This window comes from Sporosarcina sp. FSL K6-1522, from assembly GCF_038622445.1.
Taxonomy (GTDB): Bacteria; Bacillota; Bacilli; order Bacillales_A; family Planococcaceae; genus Sporosarcina.
The window spans coordinates 244,087-264,663 of sequence record NZ_CP152019.1 but is presented as its reverse complement, the minus strand read 5'-3'; the positions used below and the strand labels follow the sequence as shown (position 1 = coordinate 264,663).

Here is a 20,577-nt window from a genome sequence, read left to right as displayed (position 1 = left end):
TGTTGTAGAAAAAAATCAATCATTCTGCTGTTGCAATTTGTATGGTATCTTCATTATAGAGAGAAAAGGGGGATTATTTTGTCACAGCGAATTTCATATGTAGTCGTACTCATAGGGGCGATTCTTTGGGGGACGACGGGTACTGCACAGACATTTTTACCAACGGTTCATCCGCTAGCAGTAGGGGCGGCAAGGCTAGCTGTCGGTGGGTTTTCATTGCTTATTATTTTATTACTGATGCGTAAGATTAATTTCCAAAATTGGCCGTGGAAGTCGACATTTTATGCTGCCATTTCGATGGCAATTTTCCAGTACTTATTTTTTTCATCGGTCAGGTTAACAGGAGTGGCAATCGGTACGGTAGTCACAATTGGGAGTTCTCCGGTTTTTTCTGGCATTATTGAATGGTTATTATTGAAGCGGCGCCCTACAAGGTTGTGGGTGATGGCGACAACACTTGCCATTATTGGCTGTGGCTTATTATTTTTAAACCGCGACGGCATTGTTGTTAATCCGCTAGGAGTTGCGATGTCTCTCGGAGCTGGGCTATTGTTTGCGTTCTATACTCTTGTGAACAAGGAGGTGCTCGAAAAGGAAGAGGCTGTACCAGCGGTTGCAGTAATCTTTTCGATGAGTGCATTGATGCTATTACCGTTTTTGTTCGTATTTGATACAACGGGGCTGGTAACGGGGAAGGGCATAAGTGTTGTACTTTATCTTGGGCTTGCAACGACAAGTGTTGCATATGTTCTTTTTTCAGCAGGGTTGAAACAAATTCCTTCGTCCTCGGCCGTTACGCTGTCGCTTGCCGAACCATTGACGGCAGCGGTTTTGAGTGTGATTATTGTGGGCGAACAACTGAATGGCACATCCTGGCTCGGTGTTGGATTGTTACTTGGCGGGATTCTTGTATTGACGTTGAGTGGGCGGAAAGTGAAACAGTCCAAAGGGGCGCTTGAATAGACTTTGAATATGCTGTTTTTAGGACATATACTTTCTACAAATAGAAAACACCCTCTTGATTTAGTCGGTTTAGTTACTAACGGACTTTTTATGAAGAGGGTGTTATTCTTATTTCGTTTTGCTAATATAGTTAATGACTACATATTTTTACCCATATTGTTCGTAAAATATGCACTTAGAATTGCAGCAACACAAAATCCTCCCACAACCCAAAAAGCCACAGAATGTACCCCATTGAACAGTTGTTGATAAAATAGCGCTCCAAATGTTCCACCAAGCAATGGGCCAACGATTGGAACCCAAGCATAACGCCAATCAGATGAGCCTTTTCCAGGAATGGGTAAGAAAAAGTGTGCAATTCGTGGACCTAAGTCACGAGCGGGGTTAATCGCGAAGCCGGTTGTTCCGCCTAGTGATAACCCTATGGAGAGGATAAGAAATCCGATAATAAGCGGATTAAGTCCTTCCGTAAATTCATTTGCACCGATGGCTAATATGCCAAGGACGAGTACGAATGTACCGATCATTTCACTTACAACATTGGAAAGTGGCTTTCTTATGGCTGGAATGGTTGAAAATATAACGAGCTTTTGCTCTTGATCGTTTGTTTCTTTCCAGTGTGGTAAATAGTTGATGTAAACAATAATTGCCCCGATCAAAGCACCAATGAGTTGTGCTAAAATATATGCTGGAACGTTTTCCCAAGGAAAGGCTCCAATCATGGCGAATCCGATTGTCACTGCAGGATTAAGATGGGCGCCGCTGATCCCGCCTACTGCATAAATCGCTACCGCTACAGCGAAACCGAAGCCCATCGTGATGACAATCCAACCAGAATCTTGTGATTTCGTTTTGTTAAGCACGACGCCTCCTACAACACCACAACCTAAAGTCACTAAGATCATCGTCCCGACTAATTCACCTAAAAATGCCGACACAGGAAATCCCCCTTGATTGTCGATATGGGATAGAAAAATATCCACAGCTTGCTTCAAAGTTTTCGAAGATTTTGCCGTGGATACGATCGTCTATGTGAAACGAGTTATCTTTTTATCAGCCCATGTGGGTCGATAACGAACTTTTTAGCTGCGCCTTTATCAAAAACTTGATAGCTCTTCGGTGCTTCCTCTAGTGAAATAAGCGTAGCATTTACGGCTTTGGCAATTTGCGCTTTGCCGCTTAGAATGGATTTCATTAAAAAGTTATGGTATTTCATGACAGGCGTTTGACCTGTTACAAAATGATGTGCTTTTGCCCATCCTAATCCCATACGGATTTTTAATGTCCCAAATTTGGCATCTTCATCAATCGCTCCGGGATCTCCTGTGACGTACAAACCTGGAATCCCGAGTTTTCCGCCAGCGCGTGTCACGGTCATAATCGAGTTCAAAACAGCCGCAGGCGCTTCCCCGCGATTAGGTCCGTTGCCATGCGCTTCGAAGCCGACACAGTCAACTGCACAGTCAACTTCAGGCGTCCCGAGAATCTGGGCAATTTGTTCACCGATGTCATCATGTACACTGAGGTTAATCGTTTCGCATCCAAAACTTCTCGCTTGCGCCAATCGATCTTCAATCATATCGCCTACAATGACACATGAGGCGCCTAGTAGTTGTGCTGAATGGGCTGCTGCCAATCCTACAGGTCCGGCGCCTGCTATATATACGGTAGACCCAATTGTAACTCCCGCACTGTATGCCCCGTGAAATCCTGTCGGGAAAATATCTGATAGCATGGCTAGATCAAGAATCTTTTCCATCGCTTGCGCTTTATCTGGAAACTTTAATAGTTGGAAATCGGCATAAGGAACCATGACATACTCCGATTGTCCACCGACCCAACCACCCATATCCACATAACCGTAAGCAGATCCAGGACGGTCTGGATTGACATTTTCACAAATATGCGTGTCTTGTGATTTACAATTCTGACAGCGTCCACAAGCGATGTTAAAAGGTACGGAGACCAGATCTCCTACTTTCATGTATTCTACATCCCTACCAACTTCAATGACTTCGCCGGTAATTTCATGCCCTAATGCTAGACCGCTCGGGGCAGTCGTTCTCCCACGTACCATGTGCTGATCACTGCCGCAAATATTGGTAGCGACTACTTTTAGAATGACTCCGTGTTCACACTTACGTCCGACATTTAACGGATTGACCCCAGGGCCATCTCTTAACACTAAGTCTGGAAAACCAATATTTTCAACTTCTACTTTACCTGGACTTTTGTAAACAACAGCACGGTTTGACATCAACATTACCCCCACTAGTAGTTTGTCCTTGCACTCCATTGATATGTGGAACTGTTACTAAACATGCATCAAGGATTATTTTTTCAAGTTGTGTGGGCTATCTTAAGAATTTCTTCATAATTACGGTCGGTGAATGTTAAGATTCGGCGGTTACAATTGGTATCATAGAGGTAGAGAAGCGAGGTGCGGATGATGGTGAAGTTCAAAGTACTTGTGGCGGATGACGATCAGGATATCCGTGATGGGATAGAAATTTATTTGAAAAATGAAGGCTATGACGTGTTGAAAGCGGCGGATGGTCGAGAAGCATTAGATTTGTTGGAAGAAAATGAAGTGCATTTACTTATTCTAGATATTATGATGCCGAACATGGATGGGATTACGGCGACGTTCAAAATTCGAGAAGCGCGCAATATCCCGATTATTATGTTGAGTGCGAAAGCGGAGGATTCCGACAAAATTCATGGGTTGTCGGTTGGTGCGGATGATTATGTGACGAAGCCTTTCCATCCGATGGAGTTAATGGCGCGTGTTAAGTCGCAGTTGCGTCGCTATGTGCAGCTCGGTACATATGATGGGCAGAAAAAAGTGGAGATTGACGGGCTTGTGTTAGATGAAGAAGCGAAAGAAATTTCACTTGAAGGCGAAACGGTTAAGCTGACGCCGATTGAATATAAAATTACCGAATTACTAATGAAAAACGCAGGACGTGTGTTTTCCATCAATGAAATTTATGAACGTGTTTGGAACGAGGCGGCGTACAATGCGGAAAACATTGTCGCAGTCCATATTCGTAAAATTCGCGAAAAAATCGAAGCAGATCCGAAGAATCCGAGGTATGTAAAGGTGGTGTGGGGCATTGGCTACAAAATCGAAAAATAATTGCGCTACTTTCTGGTCGATAGCTGCGATTGTCATTGCGACATTGAGCATTGGCTATTGTTTCTCCCACATCATTGACTTGGTCAATAACGGCGTAGAACGTTCAAGTCGGGCACTTACTTATCTTGCTCGGCTGATGAGAGGAAGTGTGTGACCATGAGAAAAACGTACCGAATGCAAGCTGTCATATGGAGTACATTAGTGGCTGTATTAGTAGTGGCATTGTCCTCTTTAGTTGGCATGAACTTCCGTGAGATTGGAAAAAGTTATGTACAGTCAGCTGAATTTCAGGACGAAATGCGCAGATATCATGAGAACTTAGGGATTGCGGTGTTGAATCCGCCTAATCTAGAAGCAGAGAAAAAGCGCATAGTGGTGACAAAGTCTGAAATCGAAGAGCATCGGAATTACTTTGGAACACTATCGGAGCAAGTTGGCAATATTGAAGAGCAATATCGAGAGCGAATTGCTGACGCAGAAGCAGGTAAAAGTGAAAAACTGAAAGCGACATTGATTGAAGAACGAGATAATAAAATTGACGATATACAAAAAAACTTTGAAGATGATGCGCATGTAGAAGCGAAAATTCGCGCGGGTAAAGAGAAGCAATTGGAAGAAGATGTGCAACAACGTATTCGGGATGCGAAGGATCAGCTGCATTTTCCTGTTTCATATACACTAACAGATAGTCAAACAGGCGAAACGTTTACTGCGGGAGATATGAATGTCACGAGGGGCTATAGCGAAACATTTAATACGGAAGTGGGCTATCTGAAAGTGTCGCCTAATTACAGTTATGCTTATGAGGCTTATGAAGCATATGAGGAAGATGCCTATACATGGAGCAATCCGTTCGTCGATGAGGTAACGACAGAACTAGCAGTATCAGAGCATAAAGCCGATGCAGCCTTAGAGCCGAATCAGTCGCAGGAAGTAAAGCGATTTGAAGGAGAAATCGTCGTACCACAAACTGTGTTTGAAGAAGGTTGGCTAGCTGAAAATGCTAAACGATACGAATGGAGACGTATTGGATTATATATTCTTTGGGCACTGGGTGCACTTGCTTTAGGGGCTTTGCTGAGCATCATTCGTTTCAAAAAGGAATGGGTTATAACCAGTCGTATTGGGGCACGTTATGAACAGCTTAAACTGGATTTGAAAGCGGTTTTGCTGTTGGTGTCGGCTAGTATGGTTTGGATGTTAGCTGGGGATAATAGTGGCCGTTATTTAGGATACTTACCTTACTATAGCTTAGAAAGTAGTATCATTTCTGGCTTTATGTTCATGGTGTTAATCATTCTCGTATGGGCGACAGTCGTTCAATTGGTGTTATTTGTTGAGCGTTTAAAAACAGAAGGCGCATTGGAGCAGGATATTAAGGATAGTTACAGTGTAAGTTTCTTATTCGCGTTGCAAGGAATGTTTTTGAATCGCAAGATTGGAGTACAGATGTTCATTCTACTCATAGGCTTTTTCCTTGCGGGTATTGGATTGTTCGGTGTTTTTGCGGCACCATTTCTAATGCTCATGTATGTTCCGTTAGCTTTGTTTATCGGCTTGCCATTCGTATACATCTTTGTCAGAAGAACTGCTTATTTGAATCGCATAATGGTGGATACAGAGGCGATGGCCAATGGCAAGTTGCATAAAGAAATTTTGATTGAAGGTCGTTCGCCACTTGCGGAGCATGCGAAGAATTTGAATAATCTGCGTGAAGGTGTTCGCACTTCCATGAGTGAGCAAGCGAAAAGTGAGCGTTTGAAAACAGAATTGATTACCAATGTCAGTCATGATTTACGTACGCCATTGACGTCCATTATTACGTACACCGATTTGTTGAAAAATGAAGATCTGTCGGTCGAAGAACGTACAAAATATGTGGATGTCTTGGATAAAAAATCACAGCGTTTGAAAACGTTAATTGAGGATTTATTTGAAGTATCGAAAATGGCGAGTGGCAATTTAGAGTTGCATCAGCAGCGTGTCGATTTGGCACAATTGCTACAGCAAGCACTTGCCGAACATGAAGAGGAAATCTCGAAATCGGGTCTTGATTTTAGAGTGAGTTCCTTGGATACCCCGCTAATTGCCTATGTGGATGGGCAAAGATGGTGGCGTGTGTTGGATAATTTAATCGTCAATGCTATTAAATATACATTGCCGGGGACTCGGGTTTATGTGACACTGCGAAAAGTGGGGAACACCGCTGAATTTGTTGTGAAAAATGTTACGAAATATGAACTCGGTGAAGATACCGATGAATTATTTGAACGCTTCAAACGGGCGGATACATCGCGTCATACGGATGGTTCCGGTCTCGGTCTGGCTATTGCGCAGTCGATTGTCGATATGCATAATGGTGATATGAAAATTGAAGTGGATGGAGATCTATTTAAAGTGACGGTTGTTGTTGCAGCCGTTTAAGTTATAAAAGCTGTACGCCTTGCAAATACTACGTCTGCAATGCGTACAGCTTTTATCTTCATTCGGCGGAAAACTCCCACCTCGATAGGTGTGGGATGAATGCGGTTTTGTTTTTCTGTTCAGTGGGTGTTCGAACGCCGGCTGAACGATAGGGGAACGCCGGCTAAGGTCGCCACGTCCGAAGAGCGGTGCCTTAAATTCTGCAAAAAGCACAGAAATATGGCAAATCGAACCCTTCGTAGTTCAATTCGCAACGACTGCATGACCTGCTTCCTGTAGGTCCCTAGCTCGAAAAAAATCTGGACGCAATTACGCCAAGGCGTAATTGATTATTGTGGCCCGAGAATGGCGAGAGATTGTGTATGTGAGATGACGTCGACTTTGACGCCGTTTTTTTCGTATGTCGTCAGTGCACCCATCTGATCAGTTTTTTTCCAACCGCTAAATAGGATGATCAGCTGGTAGCGCATTGGCAAGCCATGTTCTTCGGAAACAGGTTTCCACGTGTAGTTTTCAGCTAGATTTGTACTTGAGATGTTTTGAATTTGTGCGCTCGCAGGGACGGGAAAGCCTTCCGAGTAAATCGCTTCTTTGAAGGATTGCCCGTAATAAAATACTAGTGCAATGCTGAAGGCGATCATTGCAACGGTGAGATAACGTATTTTGAATGTGCATTGAATATCCAATTGAAACACCCTTTCATTAACAGTAGAAGATCTATAAGCCAGCAAACTTTTTTGGAAGTACAACCTTGATGGCAAATGGGACGCATGCGGGGAGAAAAAGTTTCGAGAAATGTAGAAAAACAGAATTTACCCATTTTAAGGAATAAGGAGGATGGACGAATGACTGAAAAGTGTGATATATTGTACTCTACAATTTAAACGAAAAAGAAAGGGGCTAACGACATTATGACAAAATCAGATGGGAAGTACCCAAACAAAGACGATCTTGAGCCGAAAGTGAGAGGGGCTGTAAATCCCGATGAATTGCCACTTGCAGACCCCGCTGATTCGAGTGTAACGAATGTAGGACGAAAAAGTGTGCGAGACAAAACCCGAGAAAACGAACAGTCCGCATATGGCGTCTACAAGCAAGACAGTGGCTATAACAAACCGAAGCCAGGTGAAAGTTTCCCATATGGGGATAGAGAACAGTATGAGCGCAAGTTTAATCAGGAGTCACATGACAAGTGGAATGAACAAAAACCGAATAAGGTTCCTATCAAACCTTAAATCGAAGGCAACCCTCCTATACGGAGCGGTTGCTTTTCTTTTTGCGATGGACAATAAAAACTGTACATGTTAACAGGGGGCGCCTATAATAATCGGAGTTATGGAATTTGAGGAGTGGAGAACGATGTTGAAAAATGCATTTGGACAGTTCCGAGTAATGGGGATGTTAGAGGGCGCTTCATTGCTCATTTTGTTATTTATCGCAATGCCACTAAAATATTTTTTTGATATGCCGGGCATGGTAAGTGTTGTAGGAATGATTCATGGTGTGCTGTTTACGATATACTGTGTGGTCGTTTTGTATGCGACATTTGCTGTGAAATGGCCTATCCGATTTACACTTGGTGCGTATGCATCGGCGTTCGTGCCGTTTGGTAATTTCATTTTGGACATACGTTTGAAGAAGTGGGCGGGGCAATCGCGCGGACAGCTACTAGGAGCGTAAATACTGTTTTTCCCCACGCATATCGGCTACAGTAATAGTAGATGAAAAGAAAGGAATGATTACAATCGAAACATTGAAGCAATTGAATTTCACACGGATGTACACACTTGGTCGTCTGAAACAGTCATCAGAAGCGGCTTGGGATACGAAGCCGACTGGTTATAACAACAACATTCGTTGGAATGCAGGTCATATTTTTGTCTCGATGGAAGTGTTCGTTCAAAAAGCATTAGGGGATTATGCACCTGTACATCCAGAATGGATTCCACTTTTCGTGACGGGGTCAAACCCTGATGCGTGGGGCGAAAATGTTCCTTCGAATGAAGAACTGCTTACTGCATTGCAAGAACAATCTGCACGTGTGGTGGCAGCATTAGAAGGAAAACTAGGCACTGTATTGGCTGAGCCAATGGTAATCGGGCCGCACTCGATGGAAACTGCTGAAGCGCTCGTTCAATTTGTAGTCTGGCATGAAGGTGTTCACGCAGGTATGATTGATGGATTGAACCGGGTAACTGGGGCATAAGTTTGGAGGAGAGAGTCTTTAACTTCGGTTAGAGGCTTTTTTTGGAAGAGGAGAGGGACTGTACTGAAAAAGTTGTGAACTGTCAGTGTGCTTGCGAGAACTGTCCTGGAGAATTGCAAAACTGTCAGCGCAAATCTGCGTACTCTTACTGCAATTCCTAAAATGCTCCAATAGCACATCAATAAAAAGACAACAGCCCAAAATCGAAATCTTCTCGATTCCAAGCTGTTGCCTTTTCCTATTTCACTCCACCAATTCATGCTTAAATGCATAAATGACGGCTTGTGTTCGATCTTGTACGTCAAGTTTCGACAATATATTGCTAACATGGGTTTTCACCGTTTTTAGTGCGATGAATAACTCATCCGCGATGTCCTGATTGGTTTTTCCTTGTGCAAGGAGCAATAAAATTTCAAGCTCTCGATCTGTTAAATCATCGTGAAGTTGACGGTCATTGCCGGATCGCATTTTTTGCATCATTTTCGTCGTCACTTCGGGTTCTAATACCGTTTGACCTTTCAAGGTTTCACGAATGGCCTCTGCGATGCGCTTGGCGTTTGACGTTTTTAATATGTAGCTAATGGCGCCGGCTTCGAGTGCAGGATACACTTTATCATCATCTAAAAAACTTGTGACGATGACGATTTTGGCTTCGGGCCATTCTTTAATAATGGCGGCAGTCGCTTCTGCACCGTTCATTTCGGGCATGACCATGTCCATTAAAATGATATCAGGTCGTAGCTCCAGTGCTTTTCCTACAGCTTCGCGTCCATTCACTGCCTCACCGACAACTTCCATGTCGGGTTGAATCTGCAAGTAGGCTGACACGCCAATCCGCACCATTTCATGGTCATCCACTAATAATACTTTGATCATTCGGTTCCTCTCCTTTCCGTGCAGGTAGCTTCACTTCTACAATCGTCCCTTGTGAGGGGACGGACACGATTTTACACGTTCCGCCGATTTCGATGGCACGTTCTTTAACATTTTGTAAGCCGTATGAGCCGCCTTTGCCATCACTTTCTTTAAATCCGATGCCATTATCTTGTACGCGGAAAATAGCGAGACCATCCCGTTCGACGAATAGCACGTCGACTTCTGTCGCTTGTGCGTGCCGAAGTGTATTCGATAACGTTTCCTGTGCGATGCGGAATAGATGATCTTCCGCACCTTTTGACAGTGTCACTTCTTCCAAGCGAAATCGAATATCGAAAAGGACTTTTTCTCTTAATTCCAATAAAAGCTCTTCTAGCCCTTGTGCGAGGGACTTGTTGTTTAGTGCGGCAGGTCGCAAATGCAGGAGCAATGCCCGCATTTCAAGTTGCGCCTGTTGGACCATCCGCTCGACTTGCAGCAAAGGTTTTTGTGCTTCTGCATCGTCGTTATTTTCGGTAATAGCGGATAGTAGCATGGAGGCCGCAAATAATTGTTGTGAAACGGAGTCGTGCAATTCGCGTGCAAGTCGCTGCCGCTCTTGAACAATCCGTTCTTGAATGAGTTGATCCTGTGCTTCTGCCCGTTCATCTGTAATGCGCTGTAAACTTTTGCGTTGTGTATGGATCAGCGTAGATACTGTATCAATGGCTCGATCAATGCGTGGTGTGAATTTTTCGTGCGAATAATCCTCTTTTTCCGTGTCCGTTAAACTAGATAATCGTTGTTCGATGGCCTTCTCTTTGGAACGACCTAAAAAACTCGTCCAGATTGCGATGCCCCAACCAAGCAGGAGCGCTGTATTTAAAATCCACCAACCAAGTGGGACGTCTGCAAACTGCAATTCATAAAAAGCGTACCAGCTTTCATTTAGCGGTACATCAAGTAGAAAGTAAATGTACACGGCCGTAATCGCTATGAACAGGAAGGACAGAAAAAAGCCGCGTCCAATGACTGCTTTCATTTTCGCGTCACCTCGACATCTCCGGCCCAAGTGGCAAGCGTAATGATGAGTTCAGGCGAATCGGCGGATTTCCCTTCATAACTATCCTTCATATGAAGCGATTCATTAATGAGCCGTTTACGGTGTGTATCAAAAAGTCTTGCGTCACCAAGTAGCGTCGTGTAATGGATACGCACAGGAATTTCATACGGCAAGTCGATTTTAATTTTCCCAACGCCTTGTCGAATGGAGATTAAAGAAGTGCCTTTTGGTAACACGGTATCTGTCACGTCGATATGAAGGTCCCCAAACAATCCCTGAATGTGAATGTCCTCCCATTCATAAGATGAAAAAGGAGAGGACTGTACAGAGAATAATTTGTTTTGCCAAATGCCATTCGGTGTTTCTTTCTGAAATTCCTTAAGCGGACGCATAATTTCTTCCGAGGGAACACCTTTCCACAATTTAATAAGCGTATAGATAATGAGCGTGAAAATCAGTAAGCGCAAACTCCATAATGTGAAAAGTGCCATTGCGATGAAAAATAGCCCAAGTACAACCATCCATTTGGAACGACGGCGCGAACCATAATAGGTTAGTCCGGCACCAAGAAGGACGAACACGAAATTGCCATTATGGAAAAAAACAGTTTCCATAAAAATCAGCAGCAGGAAAACAAGTCCCCAAAATGTGATTTTGTTCGTGTGAAGACGATTCATGTTGTGATTCTCCCTTCTTGATGTCGGTATTGTGAAAAGTGCAAGCTCCTAGGCGCTGGAGCCTAGACAGTTTACCAAGTTGAAAGCTTGTGAAAAGAGGAAGGCATGCACCTTCCCCCCTACTAGTATAGTTTACACAATTTCTGCTTCTTTTGCGGGTGTTTTCTCAAGATTTGTTGTCGTATTGTCGACTTTCTCGAGTGAATCGAGGCGGCGCTCCATAGAAGACGTTTCATATTCACGGTCAATCTTGCTGCCAAGGCTTTCGATGTACTTCTTCATGTCTCCAATAGTGCCCATTTGGCTGTCACCGTTTTCCGGTGAAATGACTTGGTCCATGCGGTGATGAGCGCGTGTAACGTTTTCTTTGCCCATCAATTGGAGCTGGCGTACTTTCATGTCTTTTACTTTATGTTTCATTTCCTCGAATTTGCGTTCCAATGAAACCAACTCATAAGCTGTTTCTGTAACGCTTTCCGCAAGTTCCGCTGCACGTGTTTCGTAGGCTGCAATTTCATCTTGTGCGAACGTAACGAGATCCTCTTCTCCAGCAGCTTGTGCAAGTTCCAACTGGCTGCGGCGTTTATCCGCCATGTTTTCTGCTTCTTTCAGTTCTTTTTGGAGTTCTGTTTTCAGTTTGCTTTGACGTTCTAGCAATTTTCCGATGGAGTCCGTTTGTTTTTCCGCTTCACGGATGTATTGATTGAGCATGGCAATGGGGTTTTTGTTTTCCTTTTTGTCGAATAGCATGTGTAAGTCGGCTTGTACCGAGTATTTAAATCTGTTCCAAAGTGAGTTCATATTGTGTTCCTCCTCATTATTTTGTAATTTCATTCCACTGGCGTTCGAAGTTGACGAATGGATCATCTGAATCGTTTGCGATGATATCGTTGTTGTCTGTGCCATGCCATTTACGCCAGACATAGATGACAGCAAGTAACGCGATGATGCCGAAGAAGGCTGGTACGTTTGAAACAGCTGATAGTAAACCGATGAGTAGAACCGCTCCCCAGAACAATTTTTTGAATGTCGATTGACTCTTTCTGTAATAGTGGAACCCCGCGTAGGAAATCAATGCGGATAACGCAAGTGCAAGAAGTGATCCAAGATTCGCAAGGGCAATAATCGCCGCTGTAATACCGAGTATCGCAAGACCAATTTTTTTCATGTGTTGTTCCTCCTTTCGTTTGTAACCCTATCTTATAATGATTTCCGGCTCGTCCAAACGGGCGCAGAACGGATTTCTATCTAAGACTTGAGACTGAGCTTGTCTAAGCACTGGATTATTCATTGGTTTGGTGTGGAAAATGTAACCGTTTTCATGTAAACTGTAATTGTTAGAAAGATTAATATATTCTGAATCAGGTAATGTTTACTAGAGTGCTTGCGCTTTTTTATCTAAAGGGGGAGTCACAATGACAAGATACCGATTTGAGACAGATGAGCATGTTATGTTCCGAGAGTCACTTCGAAAGTTTTTACAGAAAGAGGCCGTTCCGAACTATGATACATGGGAGAAAACGCGTTTGATTCCTGTGTCCTTTTGGAAAAAGCTTGGGGAGATGGGGTTCCTCTGTTCACAAGTAGATGAGGAATACGGCGGTCTTGGACTCGATTTTAGTTATGGAGTTATTATTTCGGAAGAGCTGGAAAGAGTCGGTACGAGTTTAGTAGGTGTTGGTCTGCATAATGATATTGTTGTGCCTTATCTAGAGTCGTATGGGTCGCCAGAACAGAAACAACGCTGGCTGCCGGGGTGTGTGACTGGAGATACGATTACTGGAATTGCGATGACGGAGCCGGGAACGGGTTCGGATTTAGCGAATGTGCAGACGACGGCTGTTCGTGACGGCGATCATTATGTCGTAAATGGACAAAAGACCTTCATTACAAATGGCATCAATGGCAATCTGTTTGTCGTCGCTGTTAAAACGGATCCAACTGCGAAACACAAAGGGATGAGTTTACTCGTTATTGAAGAAGGCACACCTGGTTTTACGAGAGGGCGTAAACTGGATAAAGTCGGGCTACATGCCCAGGATACAGCGGAATTGTATTTTGAAGAGTGTCGTGTGCCTGTTGGGAATTTACTCGGAGAAGAAGGGCAGGGCTTCCGTTATTTGATGGAAAAATTACAGCAAGAAAGGCTCGTAGTTGCGATTTCTGCTCAAACATCATCAGAAGACATGCTCGAGACAACGATTAACTATGTGAAATCGCGTCATGCTTTTGACAAGCCAATTTCATCCTTCCAAAATACACAATTTAAAATTGCGGAGATGGCGACGAAAATTGAGCTTGGGAAAGCATTCCTTGAATCACTTATCGAAGATCATATTGCAGGCAAAGACATTGTCACGAAAGTGTCGATGGCTAAATATTGGCATACGGAGACTGCACGTGAAATTTCAAGTACCTGTATGCAATTGCATGGTGGTTATGGCTATATGGAAGAATACTCAATTGCTAGACGTTATCGGGACGTTCCAGTGTCATCGATTTACGCCGGAACCAATGAAGTAATGAAAGTCATTATTGCGAAGAATATGGGGCTGTGAATCATCTGTGTGCCTGACACTCGCTTGTAGGATTCTGTATTTATATCCACATATCGATCTAGGTCGAACTTATGATTTTCATCTACTCTCCAGCGAAGGCGCCTTACAAGTGGTCGCCTCCCGCCGAGCGTTGTTAGTGAAATTCTTTAGTTCAACATATCTAGTAACGCCGCTTCATAGTATAGTACGGGACAAAATGCAGTAGTAATCGAAAAACCATAAATTCCAATAAAAGGGAGATGGATTATTTTGATGCAAACACCGCTTTTATTATCCTCATTTGTGAAACGTGCAGAACGATATTTTCCGGACAAGCTAATTATTTCTCGAACAGGAGAAAATATGATTCACCGCATACCTTATCGCGAATATGCCAAGCGTACGCGTAAGCTTGCGGATGCATTGACCAAACTAGGCATGCAGCATGGAACGAAGGTAGGGACTTTCGCTTGGAATCACCACCGTCATTTGGAAGCTTATTTTGGCGTCCCGGGTACGGGGGCCATTCTTCATATGATCAATATTCGTCTTTCTCCCGAGCATATTGCATACGTCATTAACCATGCAGAAGATGAAATTCTACTTGTCGACGACAATTTATTTCCACATCTTGAAAAACTAGCACCTTTCCTGAAAACGGTGAAACATTACGTCATTATGGGCGATAGTAAGGAAATACCTGAAACGTCACTAAAAAACGTCCATTCCTATGAATCGCTTCTGGACGCGGCATCTGATGACTATGTATTTCCTGAGGATTTGGATGAAAACACACCGGCTGGTATGTGTTACACGTCTGCAACAACGGGTAATCCAAAAGGGGTTGTCTATACACATCGCGGTCTAGTGCTTCACAGTTTTGCGCTTGGACTTGCAGATGCAATGGGGCTGTCGGAACGTGATGTTGCGATGTCCGTTGTACCAATGTTCCATGCGAATGCGTGGGGGATTCCATTTGCAGGTGTATTTTTCGGTTTGACGCAAGTATTGCCAGGCCCTGGCTTTAATCCGGTATTGTTGCTCGATTTAATCGAACAGGAAAAGGTGACGCTGACGGCGGGTGTGCCGACGATTTGGCTTGCCGCTCTCAAAGAGCAGGAACAAAATCCGCGTGATTTGTCATCTTTGCGTGCCGTTGTTTGCGGAGGTTCAGCTTCTCCCAAAGGGCTAATTCGTGCATTTGAAGAAAAGTATGGCATTCCATTTGTCGTCGGTTATGGTATGACAGAAACGTCGCCACTCGTAAGTTTGTCGGTGCTGACGTCCAAAATGGAGGATGTATCCATGGACGAGCGCGTTGAAATCCGTGCACTGCAAGGGCTTCCGATGCCAGGACTTGAAGTACGTGTCGTCAACGAACAAGGGGAGGTACCTTGGGACGGCAAAACGATGGGTGAATTGAACGTTAAAGGTCCGTGGATTGCTCATGAATATTACAATGATGATCGAACAGCGGAGGCTTTTCAAGATGGCTGGCTCTATACGGGCGATATTGCGGTCATGACAGAGGACGGTTACATCAAATTGATGGACCGGACAAAGGATTTGATCAAGAGCGGTGGCGAGTGGATTTCGTCCGTTGATTTGGAAAACGCATTGATGACCCATGAAGCGGTTTTTGAAGCGGCTGTCATTGCGGTGCCGCATGCAAAATGGATGGAACGTCCACTTGCTTGCGTGGTGCTGAAGGAAGGCCAAGTCGGAGATGAACAAATGAAGCAACAATTGCAGGCCTATTTAGAGGGGCAATTCGCCAAATGGTGGATTCCAGATGATATCGTCTTTATTGACGAAGTGCCAAAAACATCGGTCGGGAAGTTTTTGAAAGCTGCGCTACGTGATCAATTGAATGAGCATTACCAAGGTGTGTAAATAATTGAAAGCAAAACCGCTTAGAAAAATCGCTAGGCGGTTTTGCTTGTTGTTGACAATGCTATTCTTTTTCAATGAAATCAATAAGTGCATTGAGTAGAGTTAATACGGTATTCGAAGATTGTTCGATTCTTTTTAGATCATCTTCGGCCTGAGTGATATTGCCGTTTTGGAAATGGATGGCTGCATCACGAGCAGCTGTGTGGACATCTGCGTGGTGTTTGTCCAACTCTTTGAATTCGCGTAAGTGACCAAAGCGAGTTTTCGTTTGATCTGCCAAATACCATTTACCTAAACGACATTCTGTATGACCAGCCACGCTTTCAGGTCGTACGTTTTCTAGCCCTAAGAACATGTTGTATATTTTCCATTTCCATAAAATGTGATCCGCTTTTGATAGTTGTAGCAGTGCATTGGAAGACAGATGGACGTTATTTTCCGTAATGATGCCAAGGCGGAATCGGTTGATTTCTTCACTAAGCTCGTAAATGGAAGCAGATGTACTTTCACCTAATGTACGGATATCCTCTTGCAAATGTGCCATATCGACCATTCGATTGGATACTTCGTCAATCGAAGCGGCTTGTTGTTCAGAAATAGCTGCGGTGTTTGTCACATCGACATTGATTTCTTCGATGGCGTCTACAATCGCTGTCAATAAAGGAAGGGATTCCTTCGCATCCTCAGTGGCACGCTTAATAATGGTCGTCGTTTGTTCGATTGATGCAGAGACATTACTAGAATAGGATTTTAGATGCTGGACATTGTCGGACACTTCACCTAATGCTGATACCGTATTTTCAGCAAGCTTTCGTACCTCTTGTGCAACGACCGCAAAGCCTTTGCCATGTTCGCCAGCTCTTGCTGCTTCAATAGATGCATTGAGTGCCAGTAAATTCGTTTGTGCGGCAATGCCATTGATTAAATCCACGACATTTTCAATATCGTCGACGCGTTGTTGTAGTTCAGAAAATGTTTCGACGATTGAGCTGAAGGTTTCTTCCGCTTTAAAGATTTCATCGAGTGTATTTTCAATGGTTTTTTGACTATTCGTTGCATAGGTAACAGAGTCCGCTGTTTTCTCCGAAATGCGGGAGGAAGCGTGCGCAACTTCGACGATGGATGCGGTAATTTGTTCCGTTGCGGCAGTAGACGACTGAATCTCTTCGGATTGTTTATCTAAGCTATAGATCAAGTCTTTCATATACATGATTTTAGCGTTTGTATCGACTAAGGAAGAAATCTCCGTGACGACATGCTCTACCATGCTTTCGGTCAATACTTCGATCAATAATTGTTGGTCGATATTGACGGCAGACTGCAAGGACTTCATCAAGGAGAAGGCTTTTGCTGGTCTATAGCCGAAATGATAGAGAAGATGTGTTGTAATGTAAAAAGCAAATTGGTTGAATAACACTAGTGTTTTGCCTGGTTCGAATTTGTGTTTTCGAAGGAGGGCGAAAAACGCAAGGGCTTCCTCGATATACTGATCGTCTCGAGGCTGTTCGAAAAACAGACGCAAATAGCGATTGATGGTCGTTGAGTCGATGGGATTGACACCATTCGGAGAAATTTCGTTCAAGTAACGATCGAAGATTTCTGTCACAGATGGCTTTACATTTTGTAATTTGGCATATAGCTCACGTAAATTCTCGGCATCTACCAGTTGAAAGTGATTGTAAGAGAGTGTTTGTTGAAAACGTGCTGCTGTTTGAATGTCTGTTCCACGTTTAAATAGTTGTTCCATATCCATTTTGGGTCTAATCGAAGTCATTTTTCCATCTCCTGCATATGAAGTATTGTTATGGATAGTATAGCCAATAGTAAAGAATAATCAAATATAACGCTAGTTCTTTAGATAGGTATTCTGTTAGGTTGCGGGAGTTAATCAGTAAATTGTGGATAAGTTAAAGAATTTTCAGAAATTATCCACAGATAAAGGAAGTTATCCACTTGCAATGAGGATAACTTTCTCTAAGTAAAGAATATCCACAGATCATAAGGTTCTTTTATACAATGTATAATAGAAGTGCGCGTTTTGTTTGAAATAAGTTAAAAAGTATTGAGGAGGAGCAACCGAGTTGTTGGCGAAGCGTCTATATTTCTTATAAAGACTGTTTGCACTTAGATTTCATATCTAGTAAAGTTAGCGATATATGTGTAAGAAAAGGATGGAGTGGAAGGGTGTCTTATCCGCTTCCACGGAAAGAGAGTGTACTTACTTATGGATTTTTTTGAATTAATTAAGGCGTTAATTCTTGGATTTGTTGAAGGGATGACGGAGTTTGCACCGGTTTCTTCGACGGGGCATATGGTCATTGTCGATGATATGTGGTTAAAAACAGAGGAGTTTTTAGGGAAGTATTCGGCGAATACATTTAAAATTGTAGTGCAGTTAGGATCGATTTTAGCGGTTGTGGTCGTCTTTTGGAAACGATTGTTCAGCCTTGTAGGGCTGTATAAGATTGAAGGGGAAAACTCTAACAAGCAGTTTAATTTGGCGCACGTCATTGTAGGGATGCTGCCAGCAGTTATTCTTGGATTTGCTTTTAAAGATTTGATTGATGATTATTTATTTGGCGTAGAAACAGTGATTGTCGCGCTTGTTGCGGGTGCGATTCTGATGATTGTCGCTGACAAATTTGGTCCGAAGAAACCATGGGTCAACTCGTTGGATCAAATTACATACAAGCAGGCGTTTACAGTCGGACTTGTGCAATGTTTGTCACTATGGCCAGGTTTCTCGCGCTCAGGTGCAACGATTTCTGGTGGTGTATTGTTTGGGATGAATCACCGAACAGCGGCGGATTTCACGTTCATCATGGCAGTTCCGATTATGGCGGGCGCAAGTCTCGTATCCATTTTGAAAAACTGGGAGCATATAAGCATGGATCACTTGTCGTTTTACATCGTAGGATTCGTCAGCGCATTCGTCTTCGCATTGATTTCGATTCGCTTCTTCTTGAAACTTATTTCACGCGTGAAGCTAATGCCATTTGCGATTTATCGACTCATTTTGGCAGCTATTTTAGCGGTAATTGTATTTTTATAAGGAATTGAACGGCTCTTGCATTTGGTGCAGGGGTCGTTTTTGTTGTGCAATTCCCTATGGTGTAGGACTTTCAGATAAGTTAGAATAGTGGAAGGGAGATTTAGCGAAAAATGAGGAATAAGGAGCAATACTTATGAAGCCATTATTATGGGAAACACCTTCCGCACTGCGGGCGCTGTTATGTGAACTGGTCAGTTGGGAAAGTCGTACGTTAACAGAGGGAGAGCGGACTTTTGCACCGAAAATTGCCGACAAGCTTCGGGAGTTGGCGTATTTTGGCGAACATCCGCATGATTTGGCTTTACATGACGCAGATCTAGGTCGCCAACTCGTCACAGCTTTGTATAAACATCCGGAGGCAACGGAGACCGTTGTGCTGATGAGTCATTTTGATACGGTGTGGACGGAAGAGTACGGTGTGTTGGAGCCACTTGCTTGTCAGCCGGAAGAACTGACGAAAAGATTGCTCGAAAATAAGGAAGATTTGCCGGAGGCTGCCCGTGTGGATTTGGAATCAGGGAAGTATCTGTTTGGGCGCGGCACGATGGACATGAAAATGGGACTTGCCTTGCATATGCAACTCCTTGAAAAGGCGAGTACTGAACAATGGCCGATTAATTTGCTACTGGTAACGGTTCCAGATGAAGAAGTGAACTCGGCTGGCATGCGAGCGGCGGTGACGGAGCTTGTTCGAATTCGTGAGGAGCGAGGATTGGTGTACAAACTCTTTTTAAATAGCGAGCCATCCTTTTCACAAAACCCAACGGACATTGAGGAATATATTTACTCAGGAAGTGTCGGCAAGATTATGCCGGCTGCTTTGTTTTACGGCAAGGAAACGCATGTTGGTGAACCGATGAAAGGCATGACCGCGAATTATATCGCTTCCTTTTTAACGCAGCGTATGGAGTGGAATCCATTGTTCCGTGAGACGGATCTTGGGGAAAGCACGCCTCTGCCGGTTTCATTGCAACAAAAGGATTTGAAACTGCAATATTCGACACAAACGCCGTATCGTGCGGCCGCTTTATATAACGTCTTTCTATTAAAGCGCACGGCGGCAGATGTCATGGAGCTATTTGAACAAGTGGCAACGGAGGCAATGGCTGCTTGCAACGCCAGTTATCGAGCGATTTGTGAGCGAGAGCAAGTCGCAGGCATCGGCGATGTGCGGGTGTTACGTTATGAGCAATTACTGGCGCATGCTGTGAAGAAAATGGGAACGGCAGAAGTAGAGCGTTTGAAAAACGATGTGCTTCAACAAACAGAATGGGATGACCGCGAAAAATCATTACGTATCGTTGATAATTTGATGATTCAATGCCAAGAGCTGGCGCCGGCAACGGTCTTGTTATATGCACCTCCCTATTATCCTGCGGTTAACACGTCGAATGATCCGCTCGTCGTTCAATCGGTGGCGTTAATGAAAAAGACTGCGCAAGCATTAGGGAACAAAATTGAGCAAATCCATTACTTCAACGGCATTTGCGATTTGAGCTATGTTAATTATGAAGATAACACCAATGGTTGGGCTGCATTCGAAAGCAATACGCCGGTTTGGGGCGATACGTATAGCATTCCGTTCGCAGATATGGCGAAGCTAAAAGCGCCGATGTTGAACGTCGGCCCGTTTGGCAAAGACGCACACCAACGAACCGAGCGTTTGCATGTGGATAGTGCATTTGTGGAAATGCCAGTGATGTTGGAGACGTTAGTAAAGAGTTTGTATGATGTGCATGGAAATTTATAAATAATCGCAGACTACTGT

Annotated in this window: 20 protein-coding genes; 11 read left to right on the top strand and 9 right to left on the bottom strand. The window is 43.7% G+C overall.

Annotated elements, in window-relative coordinates:
- Positions 1 to 78 precede the first annotated feature (78 nt).
- Positions 79 to 963: an EamA family transporter gene (locus MKY34_RS01265; RefSeq protein WP_342513452.1), complete on the top strand. Its 885-nt coding sequence runs from the start codon at positions 79 to 81 to the stop codon at positions 961 to 963.
- A 137-nt stretch (positions 964 to 1,100) separates the two neighbouring features.
- Here MKY34_RS01265 and MKY34_RS01260 read toward each other — a convergent pair whose 3' ends face one another.
- Both MKY34_RS01260 and fdhA read right to left on the bottom strand, forming a co-directional pair.
- Positions 1,101 to 1,901: an MIP/aquaporin family protein gene (locus tag MKY34_RS01260; RefSeq protein WP_342513451.1), complete on the bottom strand. Its 801-nt coding sequence runs from the start codon at positions 1,899 to 1,901 to the stop codon at positions 1,101 to 1,103.
- Positions 1,902 to 2,005: 104 nt separating this feature from the next.
- Positions 2,006 to 3,223 carry a formaldehyde dehydrogenase, glutathione-independent gene (fdhA, locus tag MKY34_RS01255; RefSeq protein WP_342513450.1) on the bottom strand — a complete coding sequence of 406 codons (1,218 nt, stop codon included), beginning with the start codon at positions 3,221 to 3,223 and terminating at the stop codon, positions 2,006 to 2,008.
- 189 nt (positions 3,224 to 3,412) lie between these two features.
- Here fdhA and MKY34_RS01250 point away from each other — a divergent pair, with 189 nt between their 5' ends.
- The 3 genes from MKY34_RS01250 to MKY34_RS01240 are packed head-to-tail and all read left to right on the top strand — an operon-like array spanning position 3,413 to position 6,526.
- Positions 3,413 to 4,102 (top strand): response regulator transcription factor, encoded by a 690-nt coding sequence (locus MKY34_RS01250; protein ID WP_342513449.1) that lies wholly within the window; start codon positions 3,413 to 3,415, stop codon positions 4,100 to 4,102.
- Positions 4,080 to 4,256: a hypothetical protein gene (locus MKY34_RS01245; protein WP_342513448.1), complete on the top strand. Its 177-nt coding sequence runs from the start codon at positions 4,080 to 4,082 to the stop codon at positions 4,254 to 4,256. Before MKY34_RS01250 ends, MKY34_RS01245 begins: the two co-directional genes overlap by 23 nt.
- A 2-nt stretch (positions 4,257 to 4,258) precedes the next feature.
- Entirely contained in the window at positions 4,259 to 6,526 is a 2,268-nt protein-coding gene (locus MKY34_RS01240; RefSeq protein WP_342513447.1) for an MFS domain-containing histidine kinase, read from the top strand.
- Positions 6,527 to 6,855: 329 nt separating this feature from the next.
- Here MKY34_RS01240 and MKY34_RS01235 read toward each other — a convergent pair whose 3' ends face one another.
- Positions 6,856 to 7,212 carry a hypothetical protein gene (locus MKY34_RS01235; protein WP_342513446.1) on the bottom strand — a complete coding sequence of 119 codons (357 nt, stop codon included), beginning with the start codon at positions 7,210 to 7,212 and terminating at the stop codon, positions 6,856 to 6,858.
- A 225-nt stretch (positions 7,213 to 7,437) separates the two neighbouring features.
- Between MKY34_RS01235 and MKY34_RS01230 the strand changes: the two genes are divergently transcribed.
- The 3 genes from MKY34_RS01230 (at position 7,438) to MKY34_RS01220 (ending at position 8,732) form a co-directional block, all read left to right on the top strand.
- The gene (locus MKY34_RS01230) at positions 7,438 to 7,761 is read left to right on the top strand and encodes a hypothetical protein (RefSeq protein ID WP_342513445.1); all 324 of its coding nucleotides are present in this window, start codon (positions 7,438 to 7,440) and stop codon (positions 7,759 to 7,761) included.
- 124 nt (positions 7,762 to 7,885) lie between these two features.
- Entirely contained in the window at positions 7,886 to 8,206 is a 321-nt protein-coding gene (locus MKY34_RS01225) for a DUF3817 domain-containing protein (protein WP_342513444.1), read from the top strand.
- A 55-nt stretch (positions 8,207 to 8,261) separates the two neighbouring features.
- Positions 8,262 to 8,732, top strand: coding sequence for a DinB family protein (locus MKY34_RS01220; RefSeq protein ID WP_342513443.1), 471 nt, complete (start codon positions 8,262 to 8,264; stop codon positions 8,730 to 8,732).
- A gap of 243 nt (positions 8,733 to 8,975) precedes the next feature.
- Here the strand turns inward: MKY34_RS01220 and MKY34_RS01215 are convergent, their stop codons facing one another.
- The 5 genes from MKY34_RS01215 to MKY34_RS01195 form a co-directional block, all read right to left on the bottom strand.
- Positions 8,976 to 9,608, bottom strand: a complete 633-nt coding sequence (locus tag MKY34_RS01215) for a response regulator transcription factor (RefSeq protein ID WP_342513442.1) — start codon at positions 9,606 to 9,608, stop codon at positions 8,976 to 8,978.
- Complete coding sequence (locus MKY34_RS01210; RefSeq protein ID WP_342513441.1) at positions 9,583 to 10,629, bottom strand: sensor histidine kinase; 1,047 nt, start codon at positions 10,627 to 10,629, stop codon at positions 9,583 to 9,585. The genes MKY34_RS01215 and MKY34_RS01210 overlap by 26 nt, the downstream gene beginning before the upstream one ends.
- A complete protein-coding gene (liaF, locus tag MKY34_RS01205; protein ID WP_342513440.1) occupies positions 10,626 to 11,327 on the bottom strand; it encodes a cell wall-active antibiotics response protein LiaF in 702 nt (233 codons plus the stop codon). Before liaF ends, MKY34_RS01210 begins: the two co-directional genes overlap by 4 nt.
- Positions 11,328 to 11,459: 132 nt before the next feature.
- On the bottom strand, positions 11,460 to 12,128 hold the full coding sequence (locus MKY34_RS01200; protein ID WP_342513439.1) for a PspA/IM30 family protein: 669 nt from the start codon (positions 12,126 to 12,128) through the stop codon (positions 11,460 to 11,462).
- A gap of 16 nt (positions 12,129 to 12,144) precedes the next feature.
- Positions 12,145 to 12,495 (bottom strand): ABC transporter permease, encoded by a 351-nt coding sequence (locus MKY34_RS01195; protein ID WP_342513438.1) that lies wholly within the window; start codon positions 12,493 to 12,495, stop codon positions 12,145 to 12,147.
- Between the two features lie 247 nt (positions 12,496 to 12,742).
- On the opposite strand from MKY34_RS01195, the gene MKY34_RS01190 reads away from it, so the two are divergent.
- Positions 12,743 to 13,885 carry an acyl-CoA dehydrogenase family protein gene (locus tag MKY34_RS01190; RefSeq protein ID WP_342513437.1) on the top strand — a complete coding sequence of 381 codons (1,143 nt, stop codon included), beginning with the start codon at positions 12,743 to 12,745 and terminating at the stop codon, positions 13,883 to 13,885.
- A gap of 249 nt (positions 13,886 to 14,134) precedes the next feature.
- Positions 14,135 to 15,757, top strand: a complete 1,623-nt coding sequence (locus MKY34_RS01185; protein ID WP_342513436.1) for a long-chain fatty acid--CoA ligase — start codon at positions 14,135 to 14,137, stop codon at positions 15,755 to 15,757.
- A gap of 61 nt (positions 15,758 to 15,818) precedes the next feature.
- Here MKY34_RS01185 and MKY34_RS01180 read toward each other — a convergent pair whose 3' ends face one another.
- Complete coding sequence (locus MKY34_RS01180) at positions 15,819 to 17,531, bottom strand: globin-coupled sensor protein (protein WP_342513435.1); 1,713 nt, start codon at positions 17,529 to 17,531, stop codon at positions 15,819 to 15,821.
- Between the two features lie 450 nt (positions 17,532 to 17,981).
- Here MKY34_RS01180 and MKY34_RS01175 point away from each other — a divergent pair, with 450 nt between their 5' ends.
- A complete protein-coding gene (locus tag MKY34_RS01175; RefSeq protein WP_342513434.1) occupies positions 17,982 to 18,809 on the top strand; it encodes an undecaprenyl-diphosphate phosphatase in 828 nt (275 codons plus the stop codon).
- 133 nt (positions 18,810 to 18,942) lie between these two features.
- On the top strand, positions 18,943 to 20,559 hold the full coding sequence (locus tag MKY34_RS01170; protein WP_342513433.1) for a M20/M25/M40 family metallo-hydrolase: 1,617 nt from the start codon (positions 18,943 to 18,945) through the stop codon (positions 20,557 to 20,559).
- The last annotated feature ends 18 nt before the right edge of the window (positions 20,560 to 20,577 follow it).